Source organism: Pseudomonas sp. J380, from assembly GCF_009827115.1.
GTDB lineage: Bacteria > Pseudomonadota > Gammaproteobacteria > Pseudomonadales > Pseudomonadaceae > Aquipseudomonas > Aquipseudomonas paracarnis.
The window spans coordinates 1256583-1281810 of record NZ_CP043060.1; the positions used below are offsets into that span (position 1 = coordinate 1256583).

20 protein-coding genes are annotated in these 25228 nt (G+C 59.7%); 16 read left to right on the forward strand and 4 right to left on the reverse strand.

Annotated features, from left to right (window positions below):
- Positions 1 to 38: 38 nt before the first annotated feature.
- From FXO12_RS05740 to FXO12_RS05790, 11 genes are all read left to right on the forward strand, one after another.
- Positions 39 to 968 carry an AraC family transcriptional regulator gene (locus FXO12_RS05740; protein WP_057977219.1) on the forward strand — a complete coding sequence of 310 codons (930 nt, stop codon included), beginning with the start codon at positions 39 to 41 and terminating at the stop codon, positions 966 to 968.
- A gap of 330 nt (positions 969 to 1298) precedes the next feature.
- Positions 1299 to 5477 carry a dermonecrotic toxin domain-containing protein gene (locus FXO12_RS05745; RefSeq protein WP_125919873.1) on the forward strand — a complete coding sequence of 1393 codons (4179 nt, stop codon included), beginning with the start codon at positions 1299 to 1301 and terminating at the stop codon, positions 5475 to 5477.
- A 146-nt stretch (positions 5478 to 5623) separates the two neighbouring features.
- A complete protein-coding gene (locus FXO12_RS05750; RefSeq protein ID WP_034127648.1) occupies positions 5624 to 6058 on the forward strand; it encodes a hypothetical protein in 435 nt (144 codons plus the stop codon).
- Between the two features lie 434 nt (positions 6059 to 6492).
- Positions 6493 to 7815: a sugar ABC transporter substrate-binding protein gene (locus tag FXO12_RS05755; protein ID WP_054897451.1), complete on the forward strand. Its 1323-nt coding sequence runs from the start codon at positions 6493 to 6495 to the stop codon at positions 7813 to 7815.
- Positions 7816 to 7949: 134 nt separating this feature from the next.
- Positions 7950 to 8840 carry a carbohydrate ABC transporter permease gene (locus FXO12_RS05760; protein WP_014718700.1) on the forward strand — a complete coding sequence of 297 codons (891 nt, stop codon included), beginning with the start codon at positions 7950 to 7952 and terminating at the stop codon, positions 8838 to 8840.
- A 10-nt stretch (positions 8841 to 8850) separates the two neighbouring features.
- A complete protein-coding gene (locus FXO12_RS05765; protein ID WP_005788583.1) occupies positions 8851 to 9681 on the forward strand; it encodes a carbohydrate ABC transporter permease in 831 nt (276 codons plus the stop codon).
- 22 nt (positions 9682 to 9703) lie between these two features.
- Complete coding sequence (locus tag FXO12_RS05770) at positions 9704 to 10807, forward strand: ABC transporter ATP-binding protein (protein WP_057977216.1); 1104 nt, start codon at positions 9704 to 9706, stop codon at positions 10805 to 10807.
- Between the two features lie 18 nt (positions 10808 to 10825).
- Complete coding sequence (locus FXO12_RS05775) at positions 10826 to 12307, forward strand: mannitol dehydrogenase family protein (RefSeq protein ID WP_160049589.1); 1482 nt, start codon at positions 10826 to 10828, stop codon at positions 12305 to 12307.
- Positions 12308 to 12445: 138 nt separating this feature from the next.
- The gene (gene xylB / locus FXO12_RS05780) at positions 12446 to 13927 is read left to right on the forward strand and encodes a xylulokinase (protein ID WP_057977213.1); all 1482 of its coding nucleotides are present in this window, start codon (positions 12446 to 12448) and stop codon (positions 13925 to 13927) included.
- Between the two features lie 12 nt (positions 13928 to 13939).
- Positions 13940 to 14878, forward strand: a complete 939-nt coding sequence (locus FXO12_RS05785) for a carbohydrate kinase (protein ID WP_057977211.1) — start codon at positions 13940 to 13942, stop codon at positions 14876 to 14878.
- Positions 14879 to 15021: 143 nt separating this feature from the next.
- Entirely contained in the window at positions 15022 to 17622 is a 2601-nt protein-coding gene (locus tag FXO12_RS05790; RefSeq protein ID WP_057977208.1) for an autotransporter outer membrane beta-barrel domain-containing protein, read from the forward strand.
- A 70-nt stretch (positions 17623 to 17692) separates the two neighbouring features.
- On the opposite strand, the gene FXO12_RS05795 is transcribed toward FXO12_RS05790, so the two are convergent.
- The gene (locus FXO12_RS05795; protein ID WP_054897458.1) at positions 17693 to 17962 is read right to left on the reverse strand and encodes a DUF1652 domain-containing protein; all 270 of its coding nucleotides are present in this window, start codon (positions 17960 to 17962) and stop codon (positions 17693 to 17695) included.
- Positions 17963 to 18330: 368 nt separating this feature from the next.
- Here FXO12_RS05795 and FXO12_RS05800 point away from each other — a divergent pair, with 368 nt between their 5' ends.
- Positions 18331 to 18531: a ParD-like family protein gene (locus FXO12_RS05800; RefSeq protein WP_003190946.1), complete on the forward strand. Its 201-nt coding sequence runs from the start codon at positions 18331 to 18333 to the stop codon at positions 18529 to 18531.
- The gene (map, locus tag FXO12_RS05805) at positions 18531 to 19301 is read left to right on the forward strand and encodes a type I methionyl aminopeptidase (RefSeq protein WP_057977206.1); all 771 of its coding nucleotides are present in this window, start codon (positions 18531 to 18533) and stop codon (positions 19299 to 19301) included. The genes FXO12_RS05800 and map overlap by 1 nt, the downstream gene beginning before the upstream one ends.
- A gap of 37 nt (positions 19302 to 19338) precedes the next feature.
- Here map and sfnG read toward each other — a convergent pair whose 3' ends face one another.
- Positions 19339 to 20463, reverse strand: coding sequence for a dimethylsulfone monooxygenase SfnG (gene sfnG / locus FXO12_RS05810; protein ID WP_057977204.1), 1125 nt, complete (start codon positions 20461 to 20463; stop codon positions 19339 to 19341).
- 672 nt (positions 20464 to 21135) lie between these two features.
- Positions 21136 to 21921 (reverse strand): sulfite exporter TauE/SafE family protein, encoded by a 786-nt coding sequence (locus FXO12_RS05815; protein WP_054897461.1) that lies wholly within the window; start codon positions 21919 to 21921, stop codon positions 21136 to 21138.
- Between the two features lie 193 nt (positions 21922 to 22114).
- On the opposite strand from FXO12_RS05815, the gene FXO12_RS05820 reads away from it, so the two are divergent.
- The 3 genes from FXO12_RS05820 (at position 22115) to FXO12_RS05830 (ending at position 23924) form a co-directional block, all read left to right on the forward strand.
- Positions 22115 to 22636, forward strand: a complete 522-nt coding sequence (locus FXO12_RS05820) for a DUF3455 domain-containing protein (RefSeq protein ID WP_054897462.1) — start codon at positions 22115 to 22117, stop codon at positions 22634 to 22636.
- An 86-nt stretch (positions 22637 to 22722) separates the two neighbouring features.
- Positions 22723 to 23253: a sigma-70 family RNA polymerase sigma factor gene (locus FXO12_RS05825; RefSeq protein WP_034127671.1), complete on the forward strand. Its 531-nt coding sequence runs from the start codon at positions 22723 to 22725 to the stop codon at positions 23251 to 23253.
- A complete protein-coding gene (locus FXO12_RS05830) occupies positions 23250 to 23924 on the forward strand; it encodes an anti-sigma factor domain-containing protein (protein ID WP_057977202.1) in 675 nt (224 codons plus the stop codon). The genes FXO12_RS05825 and FXO12_RS05830 overlap by 4 nt, the downstream gene beginning before the upstream one ends.
- On the opposite strand, the gene FXO12_RS05835 is transcribed toward FXO12_RS05830, so the two are convergent.
- Positions 23925 to 25226, reverse strand: coding sequence for an ATP-binding protein (locus FXO12_RS05835; RefSeq protein ID WP_054921468.1), 1302 nt, complete (start codon positions 25224 to 25226; stop codon positions 23925 to 23927). It lies immediately after the preceding gene.
- Between the last annotated feature and the right edge of the window lie 2 nt (positions 25227 to 25228).

Sequence of the window (25228 nt, forward strand, 5' to 3'; positions counted from 1 at the left end):
ATTATCCTACGCAGCGATCACAATAAAGCGACGGCAGCATGACCCGAGCAACGCGCATTACTGACCCTTCCTACGAGTTGATGGACGACCACAACGGCCTGTCCATCATCTATCGCCAACACGGCTTCCCCTGCCCGCTGGTGCGCTGGCACTTCCACAAGGAATATGAGCTGCACCTGATCGTCGCCAGCTCCGGCAAGGTGTTTATCGGTGACTACATCGGCAACTTCTACCCCGAAAGCCTGTTCCTCACCGGCCCCAACCTGCCCCATAACTGGATCAGCCAGGTGGAAGAAGACGAAGTGGTGCCCAAGCGTGACATGCTGGTGAACTTCACCGATGACCTGTTCGAGAGCGGCAGCCATATTTTTGCTGAACTCAAGAACCTCGCACCGCTGCTGGAGCGCGCGCAGTACGGCATCGAATTTCGCTGCAAAAAAACCATCACCCAGGCCATGACCTTGATGCAATACATCGAGGACGCCAAGGGCATGGCGCGCCTGGGGCAGTTTTTTATCTTGCTGGACGTGTTGAGCGTGTGCGAGGACTACCAATTGCTCTCCGGCGTAACCACGCCGCAATTGGCCGACGAGCACAGCATAGACCGCACCAACCGGGCAGTGGATTACATCTTTGCACATTACGCCCGCGAGCTACCGCTGGAAGAAGTGGCGCAATACCTGGGGATGAAGCCGACCTACTTCTCGCGGGTGTTCAAGCAGGCGACCGGTCGCACCTTTATCGAATTCGTCAACCGGCTGCGCATCAGCAAGTCCTGTGAATTACTCGCGGACGGTGACAAGGCCGTCACGGATGTGTGCTTTGAGTCAGGCTTCAACAATATTTCCAACTTCAACCGACGCTTTCAGCAACTCAAGGGCATGACCCCTTCCCACTACCGACGGTTGGCGATGCAGCGGTTGACGGAGCAGAACCTGATGCCGGTAGACGCCTCGCACTTCAGTTAAAAACCGCAAGCTGGCCATCTGGCGAACGCTCTCACGCCTGTCCCGATCACATCCCGTAATAGCTGGGGCGGAACGCCTCCCTGTGTATGACCAAAAAGTGACAAGTCAGTTGCTGACCACGCGCTTTCTTATCGTACCCATGAGGCCCCCATGAGCATTATTGCAACGTACTCGCCCTTACCCACCCCGCCCCGAAATTTGCCTCCATCCCCTGCAACAGTGGACGCGCAAACCAGCTTGATTCGGACCCCACGCAGCCCATCGGCCGGTGTAGTGACCCTGGAAGGCCGAAACACAGCCGAGCCGTTGGTGAGTCAGGCTGACGCGGACATGGCAGATAAACTCGCCACCGCCCTGATGGAGGAGGTCAATGTACACGCTACCAGCCGTTACATGCCGTCTTCCTTCGGCACAGTCCATGACATTCCAACTCACTCAACATTCGGGCAGCTTTGGTCACAGCTGACGCACGCACTCAAAAACGAGCCGTTCGCGACGTTTGCGAAGAATAACAACATCAACATTTCAAACCTGAAACTAACGCCTTCCGGATTTCTGGATGGCACCATTAACGGCAAACGCAGCAGTTTTTCCAAATACGACGATGGCTTCGAGGAAGCCGCTGTCAACGTCTTCGAGGTTGTGCGCAAACTCTCTACGAACAACGTCCCGATTGTGTATATCGGCGAACACACCGCCACCACCCATGCCGTCGGTGCTTTTTACGCCATGAGGGTTCCGACGACGAAGGCCGAGGCACTCGAGCAAATCCGGGTGTTGCAGGATATCAAGACATTCCCATCGCTACTTGCTCCTGAAGGCAATGCTGCGCGGCCCCACCGACAGGACGTTCAGCACGTCAGGCATATGCGGGATGAAGCCATACAGAACCTTGCGCTGCAGGTCATGCTTGAGCCTGGCAAGTTCCCCCAGGCACAACGCCCGGACGTCGTGCAGCCGCCGGCGCCGCCCGGCAGCGCAGAACCGGCCACCACACCGATCGGAACCTCGAGCGCCACCACTGACCCCGTCGCAGATATTGCCCGTCGCCAGTTTGCCGGTGAGCCCAACGTTTACTCGGTGGTCGCTCGAGTGCTCAGCGACAGGCTGAAGGAAGCCTCTCCAGGGCTGGATTTCGACATCAACCAGATTGCCATTGAAACGCCCGATCCGGACAATCCCTCCAAACCCAAGCGCACACAATTGATGGCACTTGCCTTCGACTACCTGACTGGCGGTGACGCCCCAGACTTCCTCGATTCCGCCAGGGCGTTTGACACGCGTCCCGATCGACTGGCACGCACGGGCACCGCTGCCGACACTCCGCTAGACCTCGACTTTTCAGCTCTGAGCGGCGTCATGGGTGCGCTGCCGGACCGACTGAACCAGGCCTATGAGGCAAATTTGCGTGAGTACTGGGCCAAACCTGCGTTCAACACGGGCATTGATACCGGTGCCGTTTTCAGCGGCAGTCACCGGACGTTGGTAAGCCGCATTCTGAAAAGCAACCTGCAGCTGGCCAGCCTTAAACAATCCGGCCTGGATGATGAACAGCGCAAGACCATCGACATGGTCGTGAGGCATCCCGAAGGCGCCACGCGCCCCGCCCCACTTGACCCCAACTCATCGGGCGCCACCGTCTACAGCCTGGCCGACTCCGCACCGAACATGGTGGTTCATCGCTACCTGGCGCAAGCCAATCGCGACATCCTGCTGCTGGTGGAGCCCAACGGCAAAATCACTCCCTTCAACAGTTGGGATGAGCTCGAAAGCCTGGGCGGTTCAAAGGAAGAGATGACCGGCAATCTGTTCGATGGCCAGGCCGACGTCCTCATCAATCGGCATCTCGGCAGCAGTCTGATTTCCCCTGCCTCCCCACGTGGCCCGGACAGTTCGGTGCAGGAGCCGCCCACACTGCCCGACTGGATGAGCAACGCAGGCGAGGCCGAGCGTTTCATCATGCATGAACTCAGCCTGGGACTGGCCAGCTTCAACCAACTGAACGAAGGCCGCAGCTACAACAGCGATATCAAGGACATCCACACGTTCGCCCAGCAGCAATTCGACTTTTTGCCCAGAAGCAAAAAACTCACGGCGCACCCCGCGGCTAAACTCGAGGTGGTCTTCAAAGTCGCTTATGGGGCACAGGGTACCGCCGGGGAAATCGTCCGCCAGACCATGAGCCTGACAGACATGCTCCTCAATAACTTGTCAGGATTACCCAGCGGCCAGATTGAGGTCTTTTACAATACAGGGCTCAAGTATAAAGGCTCTGACTTCAAAGTCAGGGTGCCGGAGCTGGAGAAAGAAGGCGTACTCAAGCAGTTGGTCGACGACCTTGATATCGGCAAAACCTACCCTGACTTGCTGAGGAAAAAACTGCTTGACGACCCAACCGAAAAAGCCCGGCGCCAGGCACTGTTCGCTCAGCAAGTACCGCTGGAGCTGCAGTTCAAGGCGCTGGAACTGAGCATCAAGGCAGAGTCCGGTTTCAACACCACGGGTTTTCGCTACGTTCAGGAGCTATTCAAGCCAGGCCCTGGCCCCAGGATCGTTGATGGCCAGGAAATCGTGATCCGACCGCTGGCGTTCGATAACCGGGCCAATGGGAAAACCGATGTGGTCGAAGGCGCCTATCTGATCAAACCCAAGGACAGCACGAACGGCCCGCACATCCTGTACCGCCCCCTGATGGGCGATGCGTCGTTGATGCAGTTTCCAACCCGCCAGGCGCTGCTGGAAGCCATACAGAACAAAGGCAAGCTGCAAAACGACATCCTCGCCTGGTTGCCTGACGAACAGACCCGCAACACCTACAGTGGCAACGGTTTCAAACATCCAAACCTGGTGATATTCGGTTTAAACCTGGGCTCTGTCCCGATGAACAAAACTATTCCCTTGGCCATGGATACCCGCCTGCAACAGACGCTGCAGGCGGGAACATTGATGAACCACCTGTACGAAGCCAACGCCCGCAGCTTGATCACCTTGGCCGGACAGCAATCGACATCCGACGCACAAAGCCGCTGGGCGAGCCTCAAGGAAGGTGGCTTCCTGTTGCTCAATTCTGTCCTGCCAGTATTGCGCGGGCCCGGTGCCATGCTCGGCTTGATGATGCAGTCCCAGGGCATAATCAATGACCTGGGCGTCCTGCTCGATGATGACGCGCAAAATAAAGAGGCGGCCCTGACGGACCTGCTGGTCAACCTGACGACGTTGCTCGCCCAGTTCAAGGAGCGCTCATTGTCGGAGCCTTCAGCCGTCACCTCAAACAGGCCGGCAACCAACACCAGCGTATTGATCGACGGCGATGCACGCCTTACCCCGCCGCCACAACGCTTTCGAATGGGAGGCCCGCTGGAAAAGATCACACCTGTGGACGGTGAGATCCAGACCAATGTAGATACTTACAATCGTAAAGGTGAGGAAGTTAAACGCTTGAATATCGTCGGTCACGCGGCCAAGCCTGAAGGCGAGCAAGGAGCGATGATTGTCGGGGAGGATGAAAAACTCCTTACTGCTGAAGACGTTTATAATGAACTTGTCGCCCGTGGCATTGATATCAGGGACTATCCGGAAGTGCGTTTGCTGGTCTGTTACTCCGCCAAGGGCGGTGATAACTCACTGGCATCACAACTGCACGCGCTTACTGGCGTGCCGGTCAAGGGTTATGAAGGCTCGGTAGTCGTGGGCTACAAATCCAATGCGGACATAGATCCTGAGGATATCTACAAAACTGCCCTTGCAAAATACAAGGCAAAGTACCCAAGATTTTCTAAAGCCGACATTATCGAATTGGCAGAGATGGAGTTAAACAAACAACTGAAAGACGTTGATATATTTACCCACGTGGAAAAACAGAGTGGCAAAAAAGTAAATGTTAACTGGGGCACTATTAAAAAACCTCTTTGGGAGGAGATCGAAGTCGATTACCGGCCCAAGCGCTTCGGCTCGTCCAAGAAACGAACAAGTGCGGCCCCTGCCGAAATTCAAAGCCCCTCGAAAGAACTCAACGCCCTGGGTGAGTACAAGGATTTCAAGGATCTACCCGAGCCTGAAAAAATCAAAAACAGTATTGCCTTTACCCCCTCTGAAGACGGCCAGTATGAGTACTTCCTGGATCGACCAGCGGGCAGTAATGAAATCCGATTAAACATCATTGGGCATGGCGACAAAGGTGGAGTGACCTTCAAAAGCGAATTGAAAAATGCGCAGTCTTATTCACCCGAAGCGTTCGTTGGACTGATCGCGCCCATGCTGGAAAAAACCAGCGCTACCCAAATCAGAATGATCAGTAGTAAATCCGGCAGTACAGGTTTCGCTGAAGAGTTATCCAAACGCTTGAACGTTCCCGTGAAGGCCCCCGTCGGTACTGTCACACAGTTCGAAGTCATGAAGGACAGGTATTGGATTTTGGAAAAGCTCCCCAACCCACGTCGACCCCATGACCATGAGTGGAAAATCTTTACTCCCCCCGCCTCCGCCAGCTCGCGAGCTTTGAGGTTATGAGCCCGCGCGCAGGGCGGCGCACCCGTTGACTGAGCAGAGCCTGGCTTGAGCAAGCGCCCACCCGTCTGAACTGGTAGATGTGACAGTTCCCTGGATCACGGCGATTGTGAACTCTGGCTCTGTGAATAGTCCATTGGAGCCCCGTCATGAAGAAAACAGCCACCCCTCGTGCAATCAATGAGTTCAGCCGCTTTGAAATACCCGGAGAGACCTTCGGCTGGACCGGCGAAGGCCAGATACATATCGACAATTACGACAAACAAAGTCGCTGGTTCTCGACATCGGTCAATAGAGACTGGGGCAAAGCGCTGACCGGGGCCGCCGACGTTGAAGTGGTCATCAGGCTGCGCGGCGAACAAGCCGGTGAAACACTCATCGCCGCTCATCCGGAAGGAACAGGACGGCTCAACGACATATCAGTCGAAAAGCCAAGCCTTTATCGGTTCTACATCAGGTCCACGGCGACTGGCGAGGTGTGGGTAAGCTTCAAATTTGACTCCAACCGGAAAATGGTGATCGAGAGCATCAGCGTGCTGGGGCCCGTTCGAAAAAAAACCACTAAAGCACCCATACACCCCTGACGGTCTGTTCACCACGCAAACTGGGCGAGCAATTTGCTCAGCAGGCCAATATGGCGCAAGGCATTCTGCGCTCCGGAGCCAACGAGCCGGTCGAACTCAATGCGGTATGCCAGAACGGTAGCTGGTATGCCTATGACGCGAAAGCACAGGCAGGTTATGGGCCTGTGCTGGAAGGCTTTGTATCGGATACATCGTCAGCCGTTTGGCTGGGGAGTGCCTATAAATAGCAAATAGGCATTACCCCTCTTCGGGTGCCTGATCCGCGCTCGAAGATTCTCAGTGCAAAAAAGTATCAGTCCCAGTGCTCCCAAGGATTTGTCACCGCCGCTTTTGAAGGCTGTAATCAACGCACACTCTTCCTGACTCCTTGTAGGAAGACACAACAACAATAACCGTCCTTCTGTAGCCCCCTGGGCGCGGAAATGGAGTGCGCGATGAAGTTCACAGTAAAAACCCTGCTTGCCTGTTCTTGCATGACTGCATGCATGACCCTCAGCGCCGTCAGCCTTGGCGCGCAAACCCTGACCATTGCCACCGTCAACAACAGCGACATGATCCGCATGCAGAAGCTCTCGAAAACCTTCGAGGCCGAGCACCCGGAGATCAAGCTGAACTGGGTGGTGCTCGAAGAAAACGTGTTGCGCCAACGGCTGACTACCGACATCGCTACCCAGGGCGGGCAGTTCGATGTATTGACCATCGGCATGTACGAAGCCGCACTGTGGGGCGCCAAGGGTTGGCTGGAGCCGATGAAAGACCTGCCGGCTTCCTATGACCTTGATGACGTGTTCCCTTCGGTGCGTGACGGTTTGTCCGTCAAAGGCTCCTTGTATGCCCTGCCGTTCTACGCCGAAAGCTCGATCACCTATTACCGCACCGACCTGTTCAAGGACGCCGGGCTGAGCATGCCTGAGCACCCGACCTGGAGCCAGATCGGCGAATTCGCCGCCAAGCTCACCGACAAGTCCAAAGAACAATATGGCCTGTGCCTGCGCGGCAAAGCCGGTTGGGGTGAGAACATGGCGCTGATCACCACACTGGCCAACGGCTTCGGCGCGCGCTGGTTCGATGAGAAGTGGCAGCCGGAATTCAACGGCCCCGAGTGGAAGAACGCGCTGAATTTCTACGTCGACAACATGAAGAAATCCGGCCCGCCGGGTGCTTCCAGCAACGGCTTCAACGAGAACCTGGCACTGTTCAACAGCGGCAAGTGCGCGATCTGGGTGGATGCCAGCGTGGCGGGCTCGTTTGTTACCGACAAGAGCCAGAGCAAGGTCGCCGAGCATGTCGGCTTCACGTTTGCGCCCCACGAGAAGACCGACAAGGGCACGTCATGGCTGTATTCCTGGAGCCTGGCGATCCCGACCAGCTCCAAAGCCAAGGATGCCGCCAAGGTATTCACCAGTTGGGCCACCTCCAAGGAATACGGCCAACTTGTGGCCAAGACCGATGGCATCGCCAACGTACCACCGGGCACACGCACCTCGACCTACAGCGAGGAGTACATGAAGGCCGCGCCGTTCGCCAAGGTGACGCTGGAATCGCTGAAAGTGGCCGACCCCACCAAGCCGACCGAGAAACCGGTGCCGTATATCGGTATCCAGTTGGTGACCATTCCGGAATTCCAGGCGATTGGTACCCAGGTGGGCAAGTTCTTCTCGGGTGCGCTGACCGGTCAGCAGACCGTCGAGGCTGCATTGACCGCCGCGCAGACCACCACCGAGCGGGAAATGAAGCGGGCTGGTTACCCCAAGTAACCCCATAGCCTGTAGGAGCGAGCTTGCTCGCGAAGGTATTCCAAGCACATCGCGGTGTCGGATGTACCTTTTTCGCGAGCAAGCTCGCTCCTACAGGGCTTTTGCGCACCTGTCTCTATCTGGCCTTGATTATCATGAATACACCCACCAAAAACCGCCTGGCCAACCCCGGCTGGTTTCTCGTCAGCCCCTCGGTGGCCTTGCTGCTGCTGTGGATGATCGTGCCGCTGGGCATGACCCTGTACTTTTCGCTGATCCGCTACAACCTGCTCTACCCCGGCGAAAACCAGTTCGTGGGGCTGGAAAACTTCAGCTACTTCATCACCGACTCGGGGTTCCTGCCTGGCGCCACCAATACCCTATTGCTGGTAGGCAGCGTATTGCTGATCAGCGTGGTGTTCGGCGTGTTGATCAGTGCGTTGCTGGAGGCCAGTGAGTTCCTGGGGCGCGGCATCGTGAGGGTGATGCTGATTTCGCCGTTCTTCATCATGCCCACCGTCGGCGCGTTGATTTGGAAGAACCTGATTTTCCACCCGGTGTCGGGGATTCTCGCCGCCGTGTGGAAGTTCTTCGGCGCCGAACCGGTGGACTGGCTGGCGCATTACCCGCTGCTGTCGATCATCATCATTGTGTCGTGGCAATGGCTGCCCTTTGCGATCCTGCTGCTGATGACCGCGATGCAGTCGCTAGACCAAGAGCAAAAGGAAGCGGCACGCCTGGACGGTGCCGGCGCCATTGCGATTTTCTGGCACCTGACCCTGCCCCACCTGGCCCGCCCGATTGCCGTGGTGGTGATGATCGAAACCATCTTCCTGCTCTCGGTGTTCGCCGAAATCTTCACCACCACCAACGGTGGCCCCGGCTACGCCTCGACCAACCTCGCCTACCTGATCTACAACCAGGCGCTGGTGCAGTTCGACGTGGGCATGGCCTCCGCCGGCGGCTTGATTGCCGTGGTCATCGCCAATATCGCGGCGATCATCCTGGTGCGGATGATCGGCAAAAACCTGACTGACAAGCCTTGAGGGCCGCGCCATGACGCTTCAACAATCCCGCCGCCTGCAAAGCCTGTTGCTCGGCACGCTGGCCTGGGCCATTGCGATCCTGATTTTCTTCCCGATCTTCTGGATGGTGCTGACCAGTTTCAAGACCGAAATCGACGCCTTCGCCACGCCGCCGCAGTTCATCTTCACGCCGACGCTGGAGAACTACCTGCACATCAACGAGCGCAGCAACTACTTTGCCTACGCCTGGAACTCGGTGGTGATTTCGTTCAGCGCCACCGCCCTGTGCCTGCTGATTTCGGTACCGGCCGCCTACTCTATGGCGTTCTACGAAACCCAGCGCACCAAGGGCACGCTGCTGTGGATGCTGTCCACCAAGATGCTGCCGCCGGTGGGCGTACTGATGCCGATCTACCTGCTGGCCAAGAGCTTTGGCCTGTTGGATACGCGCATTGCGCTGATCATCATCTACACCCTGATCAACCTGCCGATTGTGGTGTGGATGGTGTACACCTACTTCAAGGACATCCCCAAGGACATCCTCGAAGCCGCCCGCCTGGACGGCGCCACCCTGTGGCAGGAAATGGTGCGCGTGCTGCTGCCAATCGCCAAGGGTGGCCTGGCGTCCACGGTACTGCTGTCGTTGATCCTGTGTTGGAACGAGGCGTTCTGGTCGCTGAACCTGACCTCCTCCAGCGCCGCGCCGTTGACCGCCTTGATCGCCTCCTACTCCAGCCCCGAAGGCTTGTTCTGGGCCAAGCTGTCCGCCGTCTCGACCCTGGCCTGCGCGCCGATCCTGATCTTTGGCTGGATCAGCCAGAAGCAGTTGGTACGCGGTTTGTCCTTTGGCGCCGTCAAATAATAATTCGAAAAGGAGGCCCATCATGGCCAACCTGAAAATCAAGAATCTGCAAAAAGGCTTCGAAGGTTTTTCCATCATCAAGGGCATCGACCTGGAAGTGAACGACAAGGAATTCGTGGTGTTCGTCGGCCCGTCGGGCTGTGGCAAATCCACCCTGCTGCGCCTGATCGCCGGCCTGGAAGAGGTCAGCGACGGCACCATCGAACTCGATGGCCGCGACATCACCGAAGTCACCCCGGCCAAGCGCGACCTGGCCATGGTGTTCCAGACCTACGCGCTGTACCCGCACATGAGCGTGCGCAAGAACATGTCGTTTGCCCTGGACCTGGCGGGTGTCGACAAGAAGCTGGTCGAGAGCAAAGTCAGCGAAGCTGCACGCATCCTTGAGCTGGGGCCTTTGCTGGAGCGCAAGCCCAAGCAACTCTCGGGTGGCCAGCGCCAGCGCGTGGCGATTGGCCGAGCGATTGTGCGTAACCCGAAGATCTTCCTGTTCGACGAACCGCTGTCCAACCTCGACGCGGCGCTGCGCGTGCAGATGCGCCTGGAGCTGGCGCGCCTGCATAAAGAACTGCAAGCGACCATGATCTACGTGACCCACGACCAGGTCGAAGCCATGACCCTGGCCGACAAGGTGGTGGTGCTCAACAGTGGGCGCATCGAACAGGTCGGCTCGCCGCTGGAGCTGTACCACCAGCCAGCCAACCTGTTTGTGGCCGGTTTTCTCGGCACGCCGAAGATGGGTTTCCTCAAGGGCCAGGTCACCCGCGTCGACAGCCAAGGCTGCGAGGTGCAACTGGACGCCGGCACCCTGATCAGCCTGCCGTTGAGCGGCGCCACCCTGAGCGTGGGCAGCGCGGTAACCCTGGGCATTCGCCCGGAACATCTGGAAATCGCCGCGCCAGGGCAAACCACCCTGACCGTGACCGCTGACGTTGGCGAGCGCCTGGGCAGCGACACCTTCTGCCACGTCATCACCCGCAACGGCGAACCGCTGACCATGCGTATCCGTGGCGACATGGCCAGCCAATACGGCGAAACGCTGCAGTTGCACCTGGACCCGGCGCACTGCCATCTGTTCGACACCGATGGCGTAGCCGTGGCCCGTCCACTGCGCGCTGCCGCCTGATTCCGTGAGTATTTCCAGATGAAATTGAATAAAACCAACCTTACCCAACTGGCGCCCGAAGTGCAGGTGCCGACCTACGCGCTTGCCGACACCCGCCAGGGCATCGCGCACATCGGCGTCGGCGGTTTCCACCGTGCGCACCAGGCGTTCTACACCGATGCCCTGATGAACACCGGCGAGGGCCTGGGCTGGGGCATCTGCGGCGTCGGCCTGCGCAGTGAAGACCGCAAGGCCCGCGATGACCTGGCCGGCCAGGATTATTTGTTCACCCTGTATGAACTGGGCGACACCGACGACACGCAAGTGCGCGTGATCGGCTCGATCAGCGACATGCTGCTGGCCGAAGACGGCGCCCAGGCGCTGATCGATAAACTTGCCAGCCCCCAGATCCGCATCGTCTCGCTGACCATCACCGAAGGCGGTTACTGCATCGACGACAGCAACGGCGAGTTCATGGCCCACCTGCCGCAGATCCAGCATGACCTGGCGCACCCGAGGGCACCGAAAACCGTGTTCGGCTTTATCTGCGCTGCGCTCACCCAGCGCCGCGCCGCTGGCACCCCGGCCTTTACGGTGATGTCCTGCGATAACCTGCCTCACAACGGCGCCGTCACCCGCAACGCCTTGCTGGCCTTCGCCGCCCTGCACGACGCGGCCCTGCATGACTGGATCAAGGCCAACGTGAGCTTCCCGAATGCCATGGTTGACCGCATCACGCCAATGACCAGCACCGCCCACCGCCTGCAACTGCATGACCAGCACGGGATCGACGATGCCTGGCCGGTGGTGTGCGAGCCGTTTGTGCAGTGGGTGCTGGAAGACAAATTCGTCAACGGCCGCCCGGCCTGGGAAAAGGTCGGCGTGCAGTTCACCGATGACGTCACGCCTTATGAAGAAATGAAGATCGGCCTGCTCAACGGCAGCCACCTGGCCCTCACGTACCTGGGGTTCCTCAAGGGCTACCGGTTCGTTCACGAGACCATGAACGACCCCCTGTTCGTGGCGTATATGCGCGCCTACATGGACTTGGACGTCACGCCGAACCTGGCGCCGGTACCTGGTATCGACCTGACCGAATACAAGCAGACCCTGGTGGATCGCTTTTCCAACCAGGCGATTGCCGACCAGTTGGAGCGCGTATGCTCCGATGGTTCATCGAAGTTTCCCAAGTTCACCGTGCCGACCATAAACCGCCTGATTGCCGACGGCCGCGACACGGACCGTGCCGCCCTGGTGGTGGCGGCCTGGGCGCTGTATTTGAAAGGCGTGGATGAAAATGGCGCGCGCTACAGCATCCCGGACCCACGGGCAGCGTTCTGCCAGGAGCTGGTGAGCGATGACGCGCTGATCAGCCAGCGGTTGCTGGGGGTGGAAGAGATTTTTGGCACGGCTATTCCCAAGTCGGCGGCGTTTGTGGCAGCGTTCCAGCGTTGCTACGAAAGCCTGCGCGACAAAGGCGTCACAGCCACACTGCAAAACCTCCTGAACGAAGCGGATTAAACATGTGGGAGCTGGCTTGCCTGCGATAGCGGTGGTCCAGTCAACCCTGCGGTGACTGCCAGACCGCTATCGCAGGCAAGCCAGCTCCCACATTGACCGTATTTTCAATCCAACAATAAGACTGCTGAGCACTCCATCATGACCCAGCAAAACCTCTACCTCGGCATCGACTGCGGCACCCAGGGCACCAAGGCCATCGTCCTCGATGCGTCCAGCGGCAAGGTGCTGGGCCTGGGCGCCGCGGCGCACACCTTGATCAGCGGCGCCAATGGCCGTCGTGAACAACACACCCAGGAATGGCTGGACGCCCTCACCGCTGCCACCCATCGCGCCCTGCAACAGGCCGGCGTGGATGGCCAGGACATCCTCGGCATCGGCGTATCCGGCCAGCAACACGGCCTGGTGTTGCTGGATGATCATGGCCAAGTGCTGCGCCCGGCCAAGCTGTGGTGCGACACCGAAACCACGCCGGAGAACGACCGGCTGCTGCAGCATCTGGGTGGCGAACGCGGCTCTCTGGAGCGCCTGGGCGTGGCCATCGCACCAGGCTACACGGTGTCCAAGCTGCTCTGGACCCGTGAACAGCACCCGGAAGTCTTCGCGCGCATTGCCCATATCCTGCTGCCCCACGACTACCTCAACTACTGGCTCACCGGCCGCGCCTGCGCCGAGTATGGCGATGCGTCGGGTACCGGTTACTTCAACGTGCGCCGCCGGGAATGGGATGTGGCGTTGCTCCAGCACATCGACCCCAGTGGCCGCCTGCAAGCCGCTTTGCCGACACTGATCGAGGCCGACCAAGCGGTGGGCACGATCCTGCCGGCCATTGCCGAGCGCCTGGGCATCAACCCCGACGCGGTGGTGTCCAGTGGTGGCGGCGACAATATGATGGGCGCCATTGGCACCGGCAATATCGCCCCCGGCGTGATCACCATGAGCCTGGGCTCGTCGGGCACCGTGTATGCCTTTGCCGACCAGCCAAACATCAGCCCCCAAGCCTCGGTGGCGACCTTCTGCTCCTCCAGCGGCGGTTGGCTGCCGCTGATCTGCACCATGAACCTGACTAACGCCACCGGGGTGATTCGCGAGCTGTTCGAACTGGACCTCGACACCTTCAACGCCCTGGTCGAACAGGCACCCATCGGCGCCGATGGCGTGAGCATGCTGCCGTTTCTCAACGGCGAACGCGTACCCGCCCTGCCCCACGCCACCGGCAGCCTGCAGGGCCTGACCATGACCAACCTGACCCGCGCCAACCTGTGCCGCGCGGTGGTCGAAGGCACCACCTTCGGCCTGCGTTATGGCCTGGACCTGCTGCGCCAGACCGGCCTGCAAAGCCAGAGCATCCGCCTGATCGGTGGCGGCTCGAAAAGCCCGCTGTGGCGGCAGATGGTCGCCGATATCATGCACACCGAAGTGGTGTGTACCGAACAGAGCGAGGCCGCCGCCCTGGGCGCGGCGATCCAGGCGGCGTGGTGCCAGAGCGGCGAACCGCTGGCCAGCCTGTGCGACAAATGCGTGAGCGTTGACCCGTCCAGCCGCACCTTACCCGTGGCCGCCAATGTCAGTGCCTATCAACAGGCGTATCAGCGTTATCAACAGCACGTGGCAACCCTTTAAGAGCGAGCAACTATGTATCTGGTGTGTGGTGAAGCGCTGTTTGATTTCTTCAGCGAGGAGGATGCCAGCGGGCAGGCCGCCAAGCTCAATTACAAGGCGATTGCCGGTGGCTCGCCGTTCAACGTCGCGGTGGGTTTGCGCCGCCTGGGGATCGAGTCGGGGTTCTTCGCCGGCCTGTCCACCGATTACCTTGGACGGCGCTTGCAGCAAGTACTGAAAGACGAAGGTATCAGCGAACGCTTTCTGGTTGAGTTCGACGCGCCGACCACCCTGGCGATGGTAGCCGTGGGCGCCAATGGCTCGCCGCAGTACAGCTTTCGCGGCGAAGGGTGCGCCGACCGGCAATTGCAACTGACCCACTTGCCACCTTTGGGCGACGAGATTCGCGGGCTGCATGTGGGCTCGTTTTCGCTGGTGGTGCAACCGATTGGTGACACACTGCTCAGCCTGGTCAAGCGTGAAAGCGGCAAGCGCTTGATCAGCCTCGACCCCAACGTGCGCCTTAACCCGCAGCCCGATATTCACCTGTGGCGCGCACGCGTCGCAGAGCTGGTGCAACACGCCGACCTGATCAAGGTCAGCGACGAAGACCTTCACCTGCTCTACCCCGACCAGACACCGGAAAGCGTGCTGCAAGGTTGGCTACACCACCGCTGCCAACTGGTGTTCCTCACCCGTGGTGGCGACGGTGCATCGGTGTTCAGCCGCCAACATGGCACCTGGTCGCAACCTGCGGTCAAGGTGGTGATGGCCGATACGGTGGGCGCTGGTGATACCTTCCAGGCGGCGCTGATTGCGTGGCTCACGGAACAGCAGTTGGATTCGGTTGAGGGGCTGCAAAGCCTCAGTCGCGAGCAGATCGACGCCATGCTGGGCTTCGCGATTCGGGCTGCCGCACTGACCTGCGGCAAGACCGGCCCAGACCTGCCCTATCGTCAACAACTGGCTTGAGCTGAGCGGCCAAAACTCAAAGTGCCATCACGCAGGCCACGTATTCCGTGGCCTGCGCGCCATGCATAAAAAATTGCGCTACTGGAAAACTGTGCTAAACCCAAAAACAGGAGCAGTTATTACAACAAACCCAGGACACACCCATGCAAAAGCCCAGTGGTTTCTCGACCCGGGCCGTTTTAGCTGTCGGCCTCATCTCACTGCAGTACATGATCCCTCAACCCTCTCATGCCGCCTGCGTTCTCACCCCGGGAACCGGTAACGATACCTATACGTGCGACAGCGGCAGCAGTCCCGGCCTTACCGACCTTTCCGGGGATAACCATCTGACCCTCCCCGCAGGCGGCACCGGCACCATCAACGGTAATGTCACCTTTGGCCCTGGCGTGGATACGGTGCGCATAGAGTCCGGGCAGATCACCGGCGCGGTGCAACAAGGGGCTGGCATCGATGACTTCGTCATGCTCGGAGGGCAAATACAGGCGCTGTTCCAGGGCGATGGGCTCGACACCTTCAGGATGGAGGGAGGCACCATCGTCGATGCCTTTGAGGACGGCGATGTGGCCTACCAGAGCGGTGGCACGATTGGCCGAGTGAATATGAAGCTGGACAAGAACCTCTATGACATGTCCGGAGGCGCCATCCTGGGCAACCTGGTCACCGGTTTTGATACTGACACCATCATCATTTCCGCTGGCAGCATCGGCGGCAATATCAGCACCAGCGGTGGTGACGATAGCATTACCGTGAGTGGCGGCGTGATCAGTGGTGAGATCCGTGCCAGCGTCGGCAACGACACTTTCCGGTGGCTTGACGGTGGGCAGATCAAGTCCTCGGTGTTGATGGGCGATGGTGACGACACCGCCCTGCTGCGCGGCTTGAATGAAAGCCTGCTGGCCACCACACCCTCCGTCGATGGTGGCCTGGGCAACGATCAATTGACCTTCGACACAACGACATCCAGCACTGCGGCCCGCTATATCGGCTGGGAGACCGTCAACCTCACCAACCACTCACGCCTGAATCTGGCCGGGGATTTTTTCCTCGGTGACAGTGGCAGCAATACCGGCACGTTCAACATCGACGGCAGCAGTGCCCTGGCCGTGACCCAAGGCAGCATCCGCCCCTACACCGCCGGGCAACTGGCGACGCTCAACAACGCCGGCACTGTCGACATGACCACCGACAACAGCGCGACCAGCGTATTGACGGTGCATGGCAACTACATGGGCAACAACGGCCAGTTGCACCTGCAGACCGTACTGGGCGACGAAAACTCTGCCACCGACAAGCTGTTAGTGTCCGACGGCAACATCAGCGGTCACACCCAATTGAGCGTCAGCAACCTCGGCGGTATCGGCGGGCTGACCCAGAACAACGGTATTGAAGTGGTCCAGGCACTCAACGGCGCCGTCAGCACCAACGATGCGTTCGCCTTGAAGGGCTCGGTCTCCGCCGGAGCTTATGAATACCTGCTGTTCAAGGGCGGCACCACCGCCAATACAGAAAACAGCTGGTTCCTTCGTTCCTCGGTGGTGGCCGTGCAACCGCCCGCGGTCCCACCCGTACCGCCGACACCGCCCGTGGTGGTGCCGGTGCCGCCGGTCCCCGCCACTCCCCCTGTAGTGGATTCGGATGAACCCTCCGTGGAACCGCCCACTGCGCAACCGAAGCCCCCGATCGAGCCTGCCGCGCCACCGCCCAGCCAAGTCGCCGCGGCCACGTCGCCGCAATCGGCGGCGAGTAACCCTGTGCTTCCTACCGCCGTGGCAGGTGCCGCGCCGATTCCACTGTATCGCCTGGAAGTTCCGGTCTACTCCGTAGACATCCCCGCTGCGCAACTGATGACGTTGCAGGCTCTGGGCACCTTCCATGAACGCCAGGGCGAGCAAAGCCTGCTGACCGAGACCGGTGCAGTGCCGGCAGGTTGGGTCCGCGCCTATGGCAGTGATTTCAACAAAAGCTGGTCGGGCACCGTGGCGCCAAGTTTTGACGGCACGGTCAAGGGCTATCAGGTTGGCCATGACCTTTACGCCGCCGAAACCAGCGGCGGGCAGACGCAACGCCTTGGCCTCTTTATCGGCCAGAGCCGCCTGCGCGGCGACGTGAAGGGCTTTGCAATGGGCTGGCAGAACCATCGCTCCGGGCGGGTCAAACTCGACGGCGACAACTTCGGCGCTTACTGGACACTCACCGATCCGACCGGCTGGTACGTCGACCTGGTGGCCATGGGTACCCGCCTGGATGGCGACAACAAGTCCGACCGAGGGGTGAAGATGGATACCAAGGGCCACGCCTTGGCGTTATCCGCCGAGGCCGGCTACCCGTTCAGGCTGTCCGAGCATTGGGAGATGGAACCTCAGGCCCAAGTCATCGGCCAGAAGATCGATCTGGACAGTCAGCACGATGGCATTTCCAAGGTCTCTTTCGACTCCCAGGAGTATTGGACCGGCCGCATCGGCGCACGCCTCAAGGGCCGCTATCTGGTCAGCAACACACCCGTGGAGCCGTACCTACGGGCGAATGTCTGGCACACCTTCGGCGGTAGCGACACGGTGACGTTCGACAAGGTGGACCGGATCAAGAGCGATCACAAGTCCTCCACGGCTGATATTGGTGTCGGTGTTGTAGCTCAATTGTCATCCGCGTTCAGCGTTTATATGGAGGGTAACTATGGCACCCAACTGGACGACAACAACTTTGAGGGTGTCAGTGGCAATCTCGGCGTAAGAGTGCGCTGGTAAACAGGAAGGACGTCAACATTGGGCCTGGCAACTACCAGGCCCATGGGGTCAACTTACACTCAAGCATCCGCTAGTAATAACCGCGCGCGCCGGCTCGTTGCAGTACCGGTGCGTGGCTTTGCTTGAGGTCCTCACGCAACCCGGTGATCAGGTTGCAAATCGCTCGACTGCTGTCGAGCTTGTCAGGGTGTATACCTTTGACTTCCAAATCCACCCGGTCCCGGTCGCGGTCGTCGTAGACCTTGATCGTCAACGAGGCATCTTCGGCTTTGGTGCATTCGCACCGTTTAGGCAGGAAACTTCCTTCAATGATGCTGCGAAGCTCTAGTTCTGAAAGCATGGCTAACCTCTCCTTTTTTGAGACTGCCAACAGTTATATGTATCCGACAGGCACTTGCCTGCCACGTCTTGCCAACCCTGGAAGACGCTTTCAATCAGTAAGCCTACTCGGCAAAAACTGTGGTGGTTGTAACCTTTCCTCATAAGCAAGCCGCTTGCTCATATTAAAGAAAACAACCTGTTTTGCATCATCGTCGAACTACATCGATTAAACGTTTAACCCGCAGCGTGGCGACCGGCGTTTATGTGGAAATCCTTTTTTCGGCAACATATCGCAACCAATCAACCATCACCGTTCCGCCGAAGGCGGTTTGCGATAAACATACGAAACATATACGATTCGTATATCAATTAAACACAGTGAACCTTATGGGCATCGTCAAGATCACCGATCAGCTGCACGAACAACTGCGCCTGGCCAGCGCCGCCATGGACCGCTCCATCAACGCCCAGGCCGAGTTCTGGATCAAGATCGGCCTGCTCGCCGAACTCAACCCGCACCTGCCCTACAACGAGCTGATCAACAAGCTGTTGCTGGACAAACCCGACCTGATCCGAGGGCGCAGCTGATGATCAAGACTCCCGCACAGTTGGTCGTAATGCGTGAAGCCGGGCGCCTGTTGGCGCAAGTCTTCGACATGCTCGACGGTTTCGTCGCCGCCGGCCGCTCTACCCTGGAGCTGGACAGCGCCGTCGAAGCCTTCATCCGCAATGACCTCAAGGCCCGCCCTGCCAGCCTTGGGCAGTACGACTACCCCTTCTGCATCAACACCTCGATCAACGAAGTGGTGTGCCACGGCATGCCCAGCGCCAAGCAATTGCTCAAGGACGGCTACATCATCAACATCGACATCACCCTGGAAAAAGGCGGCTTCATTGCCGACTCCAGCAAGATGTACATGATCGGCAACGTGACGCCCAAGGCCAGGCGCCTGGTGGACATGACCTTCGAGGCGATGTGGGCCGGTATACGCCAGGTCAAGCCCGGGGCGCGCCTGGGCGATATCGGCCATGCTATCCAGAGCCATGCGCAAGCCAACGGCTACAGCGTGGTGCGCGAATACTGCGGCCACGGCATCGGCCGACAAATGCACGAAGAACCGCAAATTCTGCACTTCGGCCGGCCTGGCACCGGCCTGGAACTGCGCGAAGGCATGGTGTTTACCATCGAACCGATGCTTAACCAGGGCAGCGCCAAAACCCGCAGCCTGAAAGACGGCTGGACGGTGGTCACCAAGGACAACAGCCTCTCGGCGCAATGGGAACATACCGTGGCGGTGACGGCGGACGGGTTTGAGGTGTTGACCTTGCAAGCCACTCAAAACCTTCACACCCTGTAGGAGCGAGCTTGCTCGCGAAGGCCTCAAGGACTGCGCGTTAAACCAGGCTACCCACTTCTTCGTTGACGTTTTTCGCGAGCAAGCTCGCTCCTACAGTGGCCTTGGCTTCAAGCTCGCGCACCAGCGGCAATACGCGTTTGCCGAAATATTCCACTTCTTCCTGGAAGTGCAGAAAGCCTGCAAGCACCAAGTCCACACCCACGGCCTTGAGTGCCACGATGCGCTCGGCGATCTGCTGCGGGGTGCCAATCAGGTTGGTCTTGAAGCCATCGTTGTATTGCACCAGGTCCTCAAAGCTGGACTTGGCCCAGTTCCCCTCGCCCTCCGGCGACGCCTTGCCCGCTTGCCTGGCCGCGTCACCAAAGGCGTTGACCGCCTCCGGGTCGGCTTGGTCGATAATCTGCGCCAGCACCGCCCGTGCCTCCTCCTCCGTGTCGCGGGCGATCACGAAGGCGTTCACGCCCACCTTCACCGAATGCTGGTTGGCAGCGGCCTTGGCGCGGATATCATCGACCTGGGCCTTGACCCCTTCAGGCGTGTTGCCATTGGTGAAATACCAATCCGACACCCGCGCCGCCATGTCCCGAGCCGCCCGCGAACTGCCACCCTGGAAGATTTCCGGCTGGCCCAGGGGTTTGGGCTTGAGGGTGTATTGGTTGAACCGATAGAAATCGCCCTTGAAGATGAAATCGTCCTGGGTCCAGATGCCTTTGAGAGCACGGATAAACTCTTCGGAACGCCGATAGCGCTCATCATGCTCCAACCAATGCTCGCCAATGGCCTGGAACTCGCCCTTGAACCAGCCACTGACGATATTCACCGCAATACGGCCATTGGTCAGTTGGTCGATGGTCGCCAATTGCTTGGCCGCCAACGCCGGTTGCCACGGCCCGGGCAGGATCGCCGCGATGACCTTGAGGGTGGTGGTCGCCGCCAGCAACGCATGGCTGAACGCCACAGACTCATGCTGGTTCTCGGCGCCGTAGCCTGCGGTGAAGCGAATTTGCGTCAAGCCATATTCAAAGCCCGCCGCCTCCGCCAGTTGCGCCAGTTTGCGGTTGTAATCAATACCCCAGTGGGTGCGTTGTTCAATCTTGCTGACGACCAACCCACCGCTGACGTTGGGCACCCAATAGGCAAATTTCACGGCTTGCTGACTCATCGGACGGTACCTCGTACAGGGGATTTACAAGGGCTTACGCAGCAAGCGTGCCAGGGGCAGGCAAATGCCCGTAGCCTGGGGGTTGCGGAAAAAAGGGGGATTGAAGCGATGGCTTGCCAGTGTCTGGGATCGCAGCAGTTTGTGGATCTGCTGTTGCTGGAGCAACAGTGGCGACCGGCGCCGTCAAACGTATCCACGATGCGAAGCGAGTCGCTCTTGCTCTTGCTCTTGCTCTGCTTTTGATCTTGATCTTAGGCGCCCCATCAAACCACGCTGGCCGGAATTCGACAGGGATTTGGGGGGTAAACCGGCAGGGATGCCGGTTTAGCCGCCCCGCGCCATGGATGGCGCGTGGCGGCGGCCCCCCAAATCACTGGCGGATTACGGGCACACCGAGCCTAGGCGAGGTGCCGAGTGGTGGGGCAAGAGCCCTTTGGTTACTTTGGGGCTTTTCCAAAGTGACCCGCCGTCAGGGCGGAACCCTAAGTGGCCGTTACCGCAGGAATGGATATGTACACAATCCAGCTGCGTTGACTGTGAGGCCGCCTTCGCAGGCAAGCCAGCTCCCACAGTTGGAGCGTGGGGTGTCAGGTTAGCAGGCGTTGACTGTGAGGCCGTCATCGCAGGCAAGGCAGCTTCCACAGTTGGAGCGTGGGGTGTCAGGCCACGTGCTCAGAACGCCAACTTATAACCCACCGCCATCAACATCACCGCCAGGCACGGCCGCAGTACCCCGTCGGGAATCTTGCCAGTCATGTGGCTGCCCACATAGATCCCCGGCAGCGACCCCATCAGCAAAAAGCCCAGCAGATGCCAGTCCATGTTCCCCATGCTGGCATGGCCCAGGCCCGCCACCAAGGTCAGGGGCACGGCATGGGCGATCTCGGTGCCAACCAGGCGCCGCGTGGCCAGGAACGGGTACAGGATAAACAGCGCCACCGTGCCGAGGGCGCCGGCGCCGATCGAGGTCAGGGCCACCATGGTGCCAAGGATCGCACCTGTCACAACAGTGAGCGCATTCAGATTGCGCGGGCGCAGATGGTAGGAGTCGCCAGCATGACGCTGGGCAAAGGCCAACAGGCTTTTCTTGAACAGGATCGCCAGGGCCGTCAGCAGCAATACCACGCCAAGGGCCTGCTTGATCACCGCGTTCATCGCGCTGGGGTCGGTGTGCAGGCTGGCCAGGAACCATAACGTCAGCAACACCGCCGGCACGCTGCCCAGGGTGAGCCAGCCGGTGATGGTCCAGTCGATGTTCTTGTTCTTGCTGTGTACCAGCACACCACCGGACTTGGTGATCGCGGCGTACAGCAGGTCGGTGCCCACCGCAGTGGCTGGGTTGATGCCAAACCACAGCAGGATCGGGGTCATCAGCGAACCGCCGCCCACCCCCGTCATGCCCACGATAAAACCCACGATCAGGCCGGCAACCACGAAACCAATATTACCTACATCCATTCCAGCTACCCGAGGCCTTATAAATTTCTGGCCGCAGGATAGCGATTTTTCTTATAACCACTTATACCGATGCGATCTGAGTTTATGCTTTTTTGGAAATCTTCACTTTTTTCGCAAAGCCCTGCATCCAATGGGCGGGCCTGGGCCGTAGTCATCAACGTAACCCTGCTGTTCTACCCAATGGAGAAACACCATGAACGCTAAAACACTGCTGTGCCTGTCCAGCTTGCTCCTCGCCGCACCGTCGGCGTTTGCCCAGGCGGGCCTGCCGGACAGCATCAAGGTGCCGGATGGCCACAAGGTGGCGATGCAAACCACCGGGGTCGGCGAAATCACCTATGAATGCCGCGACAAGGCCAGCGCTGCCGGCCAGACCGAGTGGACCTTCGTCGGCCCCAAAGCCGTGTTGAACGACCGTAATGGCCAGCAGGTCGGCACCTACTTCGGCCCACCTGCCACGTGGCAGGCCAAGGACGGCTCGACCATCACCGGCACGCAATTGGCCGTGGCGCCGTCGAGCCCCGGTAACCTGCCCTATCAACTGGTCAAGGCCAACCCGGCCGAGGGCAAAGGTGCGATGAGTGGCGTGGCGTATATCCAGCGGGTTGCGCTCAAGGGCGGAGTCGCTCCCGCTACGCCATGCACCACGGCGAACAAAGGCGCCAAGGAAGTGGTGAAATACCAGGCGGACTACATCTTCTGGGCCGCCAACTGAGCAAACTCAGCTACGCTGGCCAGGTAGGCGCGAGCAACCTCGCGCCTACCACGCGTAGACGTCTCCTCAGTGGCAGGAATTCTGGTTTGGCTGAAATCATCTTTGATTATGAAGTGTGCCTGTTAGCCTGCGCCCGCGGCGATCATCGCGCCCTGCACCAACTCTATGAGCAGGACAGCAGCCGCTTGCTCGGTGTGGCGCTGCGCATTACCCGCAACAAGGCACTGGCCGAGGACATCGTGCATGACGCCTTTATCAAGATCTGGCACGGCGCGCGCAGTTTCGACCCCTTGCGAGGTTCCGCACGGGGTTGGGTGTTCAGCGTGACTCGCCACCTGGCCCTGGACGTTGTACGCAGCGCCGGGCGTGACGTGCCACTGGACGACCAGTATGAACCGATGGCAGAGCCTGCCCAGACCGTTGAGTTTGCGGCACGCTCCGGGCAGATCCACCAGTGCCTGGAGCAGCTCGACCCGACACGCCGCACCTGCATCCTGCACGCCTATGTGGACGGTTACTCCCACAGCGAAATTGCGCAAAAACTCAGTACCCCTCTGGGTACCGTCAAAGCCTGGATCAAACGCAGCCTCGCCGCCTTGCGGGAGTGCATGGCATGAACGACAGCCTGGATGAACTGGCCAGTGAATACGTGCTGGGGACACTGCCCGCCGAACAGCGCGCAGAGGTGCAACAACGCCTGGCCCATGATGCGGCACTGCGTGCAGCGGTGGATGCCTGGGAGCAGCGTCTGTTGCCTCTGGTCGCGCTGGCACAACCGGTGCCGCCTTCGGCACAGCTGTGGCGGCGCATTGAACGCGGAATCAAAGCCCCCGAAACGAGCGTGGCGTGGTGGAACCTGCTGGCGTTCTGGCGCGGGCTTTCTGCCGCGGGCCTGATGGCAAGCGTGGTGCTGGCGGCTTTATTACTGACGCGCCCGCCCATCACCACACCCAGCTTCGTGGTGGTGCTGATGGCGCCGCAAAGCCAGGCACCGGGCTGGGTGGTGCAGGCCAGTGATAATCAGCAGATCCAGTTGATTCCACTGGGGGTGATCGAGATTCCTGCCGACAAAGCCCTGGAGTTCTGGACCAAGGGCGATGGCTGGCAGGGGCCCGTATCCCTGGGGCTGGTCAAACCGGGGCAGACCTTGTCGGTGCCGCTGGACAAGCTGCCGCCACTGGCGCCGAACCAGTTGTTTGAACTGACGCTGGAAGGGCCCAATGGCTCGCCCACCGGCAAACCCACCGGGCCGATTCACGGGATCGGCCGCGCAGTCAAAGTGCTTTGATCACGAAAGGTTAGGTAGCCACACACGAAACCGCGCCCCGCCCAAGGGAGACGCCAAGGCCGTCAAAGTGCCGCCCTGGGCCTCCAGGGCGCGCCGGCTGATCGCCAGGCCCAGGCCAAAGCCACCGGTTGCGCGATCGCGGCTACGGTCCAGGCGGTAGAACGGCTCGAAGATGCGCTCGCGCTGCTCCGCCGGTATGCCGATGCCATCGTCGTCCACCCAGATTTCACAGCCTTTGGGGCATACCCGCACGCCCACCTGGATGCGTTTGTCGCAGTAGCGCGTCGCATTGCGCAGCAGGTTCTGCAAGGCCCTGGCAGTCAGGCGCGGGTCGAGGCTGAAGCGCTCCACGGCACAATCGAGGACCACATCGATGACGATATCGGGGTTCTCCAGCTCATCGTCGACGCTGCCCAACACGCTGTCGATAAACTCGTCGAGCGCCACCTCTACCCGCTCGGGCAATTGCGCCGGGTTTTGCAGGCGGCTGTAAGACAGCAATTCCAGCACCAGCTCATCCAGCTCCCGAATATGCGCCACCAGGCTTTGCAGGCGCTCGCGGCTGGCCGGGGGCAAGTCTTCGGAAAGCGCCAGGGCCAGCCCGAAATCCAGGCGGGTGAGCGGTGTGCGCAGTTCATGGGAGACCGCATTGAGCAAATCGCGCTGCTGGTTCAAGAGGCGCTCGATATCGTCGGCCATGGTGTCGAATACCGCCGCCAGGCCGCCGATGCTGGAGCTGGGTGCGAGCCCCGTACGCGCCTCCAGATGGCCCTTGCCCAATAACGCGGCGGTACTTTTCAAACGCTCCAGGTCACGCCAGTGCGGACGCAGCCACACCAGCAGGCACGCCAGCAAGGCGGCACCGACCAGCACGTTCATCGACCAGTACAGCAGGTTCATGTCCAACGGGTCTGGTGGTACGGTCAGCTTGACCGCGAACTGCTGGTTGATCGGCGAACTGATTTCCTCCATCCAGCCCCATTCGCCCAGGCGGATCACTGGCTTGCCTTGCTCCAGCAGCTGTTCTTCCTCAGGGGTGTAGCGGGCGTCCTGGCGAAGCAACAGTTGCACTTTCAAGGGTGCAAAATCGTGGCTCAACTGGTCGGTCACCTGGGACCAGCGCTCCACCGGTGCGCGCTGGTACTGCTTGACCATGAGTTTTTGCAGGCCGCGGGACTGTTCGATGTTGTAGTCCATGTAGCGGTGTTCGAACAACTGGATCACCAGCTTGGGAATCAGGTAAATCGCCGCACTGTAGGTGACGATGGTGATCAGGTAGAGGCGCAGCAGTACGCGAAACATGA

Coding starts and splice junctions, on each gene's coding strand:
- FXO12_RS05755 (WP_054897451.1), top strand. CDS start 6,493: ATGAAGTTCACAGTAAAAACCCTGCTTGCCTGTTCTTGCATGACTGCA.
- FXO12_RS05750 (WP_034127648.1), top strand. CDS start 5,624: ATGAAGAAAACAGCCACCCCTCGTGCAATCAATGAGTTCAGCCGCTTT.
- FXO12_RS05820 (WP_054897462.1), top strand. CDS start 22,115: ATGAACGCTAAAACACTGCTGTGCCTGTCCAGCTTGCTCCTCGCCGCA.
- FXO12_RS05740 (WP_057977219.1), top strand. CDS start 39: ATGACCCGAGCAACGCGCATTACTGACCCTTCCTACGAGTTGATGGAC.
- sfnG (WP_057977204.1), bottom strand. CDS start 20,463: ATGAGTCAGCAAGCCGTGAAATTTGCCTATTGGGTGCCCAACGTCAGC.
- FXO12_RS05770 (WP_057977216.1), top strand. CDS start 9,704: ATGGCCAACCTGAAAATCAAGAATCTGCAAAAAGGCTTCGAAGGTTTT.
- FXO12_RS05815 (WP_054897461.1), bottom strand. CDS start 21,921: ATGGATGTAGGTAATATTGGTTTCGTGGTTGCCGGCCTGATCGTGGGT.
- FXO12_RS05775 (WP_160049589.1), top strand. CDS start 10,826: ATGAAATTGAATAAAACCAACCTTACCCAACTGGCGCCCGAAGTGCAG.
- xylB (WP_057977213.1), top strand. CDS start 12,446: ATGACCCAGCAAAACCTCTACCTCGGCATCGACTGCGGCACCCAGGGC.
- map (WP_057977206.1), top strand. CDS start 18,531: ATGATCAAGACTCCCGCACAGTTGGTCGTAATGCGTGAAGCCGGGCGC.
- FXO12_RS05760 (WP_014718700.1), top strand. CDS start 7,950: ATGAATACACCCACCAAAAACCGCCTGGCCAACCCCGGCTGGTTTCTC.
- FXO12_RS05795 (WP_054897458.1), bottom strand. CDS start 17,962: ATGCTTTCAGAACTAGAGCTTCGCAGCATCATTGAAGGAAGTTTCCTG.
- FXO12_RS05800 (WP_003190946.1), top strand. CDS start 18,331: ATGGGCATCGTCAAGATCACCGATCAGCTGCACGAACAACTGCGCCTG.
- FXO12_RS05785 (WP_057977211.1), top strand. CDS start 13,940: ATGTATCTGGTGTGTGGTGAAGCGCTGTTTGATTTCTTCAGCGAGGAG.
- FXO12_RS05835 (WP_054921468.1), bottom strand. CDS start 25,226: ATGTTTCGCGTACTGCTGCGCCTCTACCTGATCACCATCGTCACCTAC.
- FXO12_RS05765 (WP_005788583.1), top strand. CDS start 8,851: ATGACGCTTCAACAATCCCGCCGCCTGCAAAGCCTGTTGCTCGGCACG.
- FXO12_RS05745 (WP_125919873.1), top strand. CDS start 1,299: ATGGCAGATAAACTCGCCACCGCCCTGATGGAGGAGGTCAATGTACAC.
- FXO12_RS05790 (WP_057977208.1), top strand. CDS start 15,022: ATGCAAAAGCCCAGTGGTTTCTCGACCCGGGCCGTTTTAGCTGTCGGC.
- FXO12_RS05830 (WP_057977202.1), top strand. CDS start 23,250: ATGAACGACAGCCTGGATGAACTGGCCAGTGAATACGTGCTGGGGACA.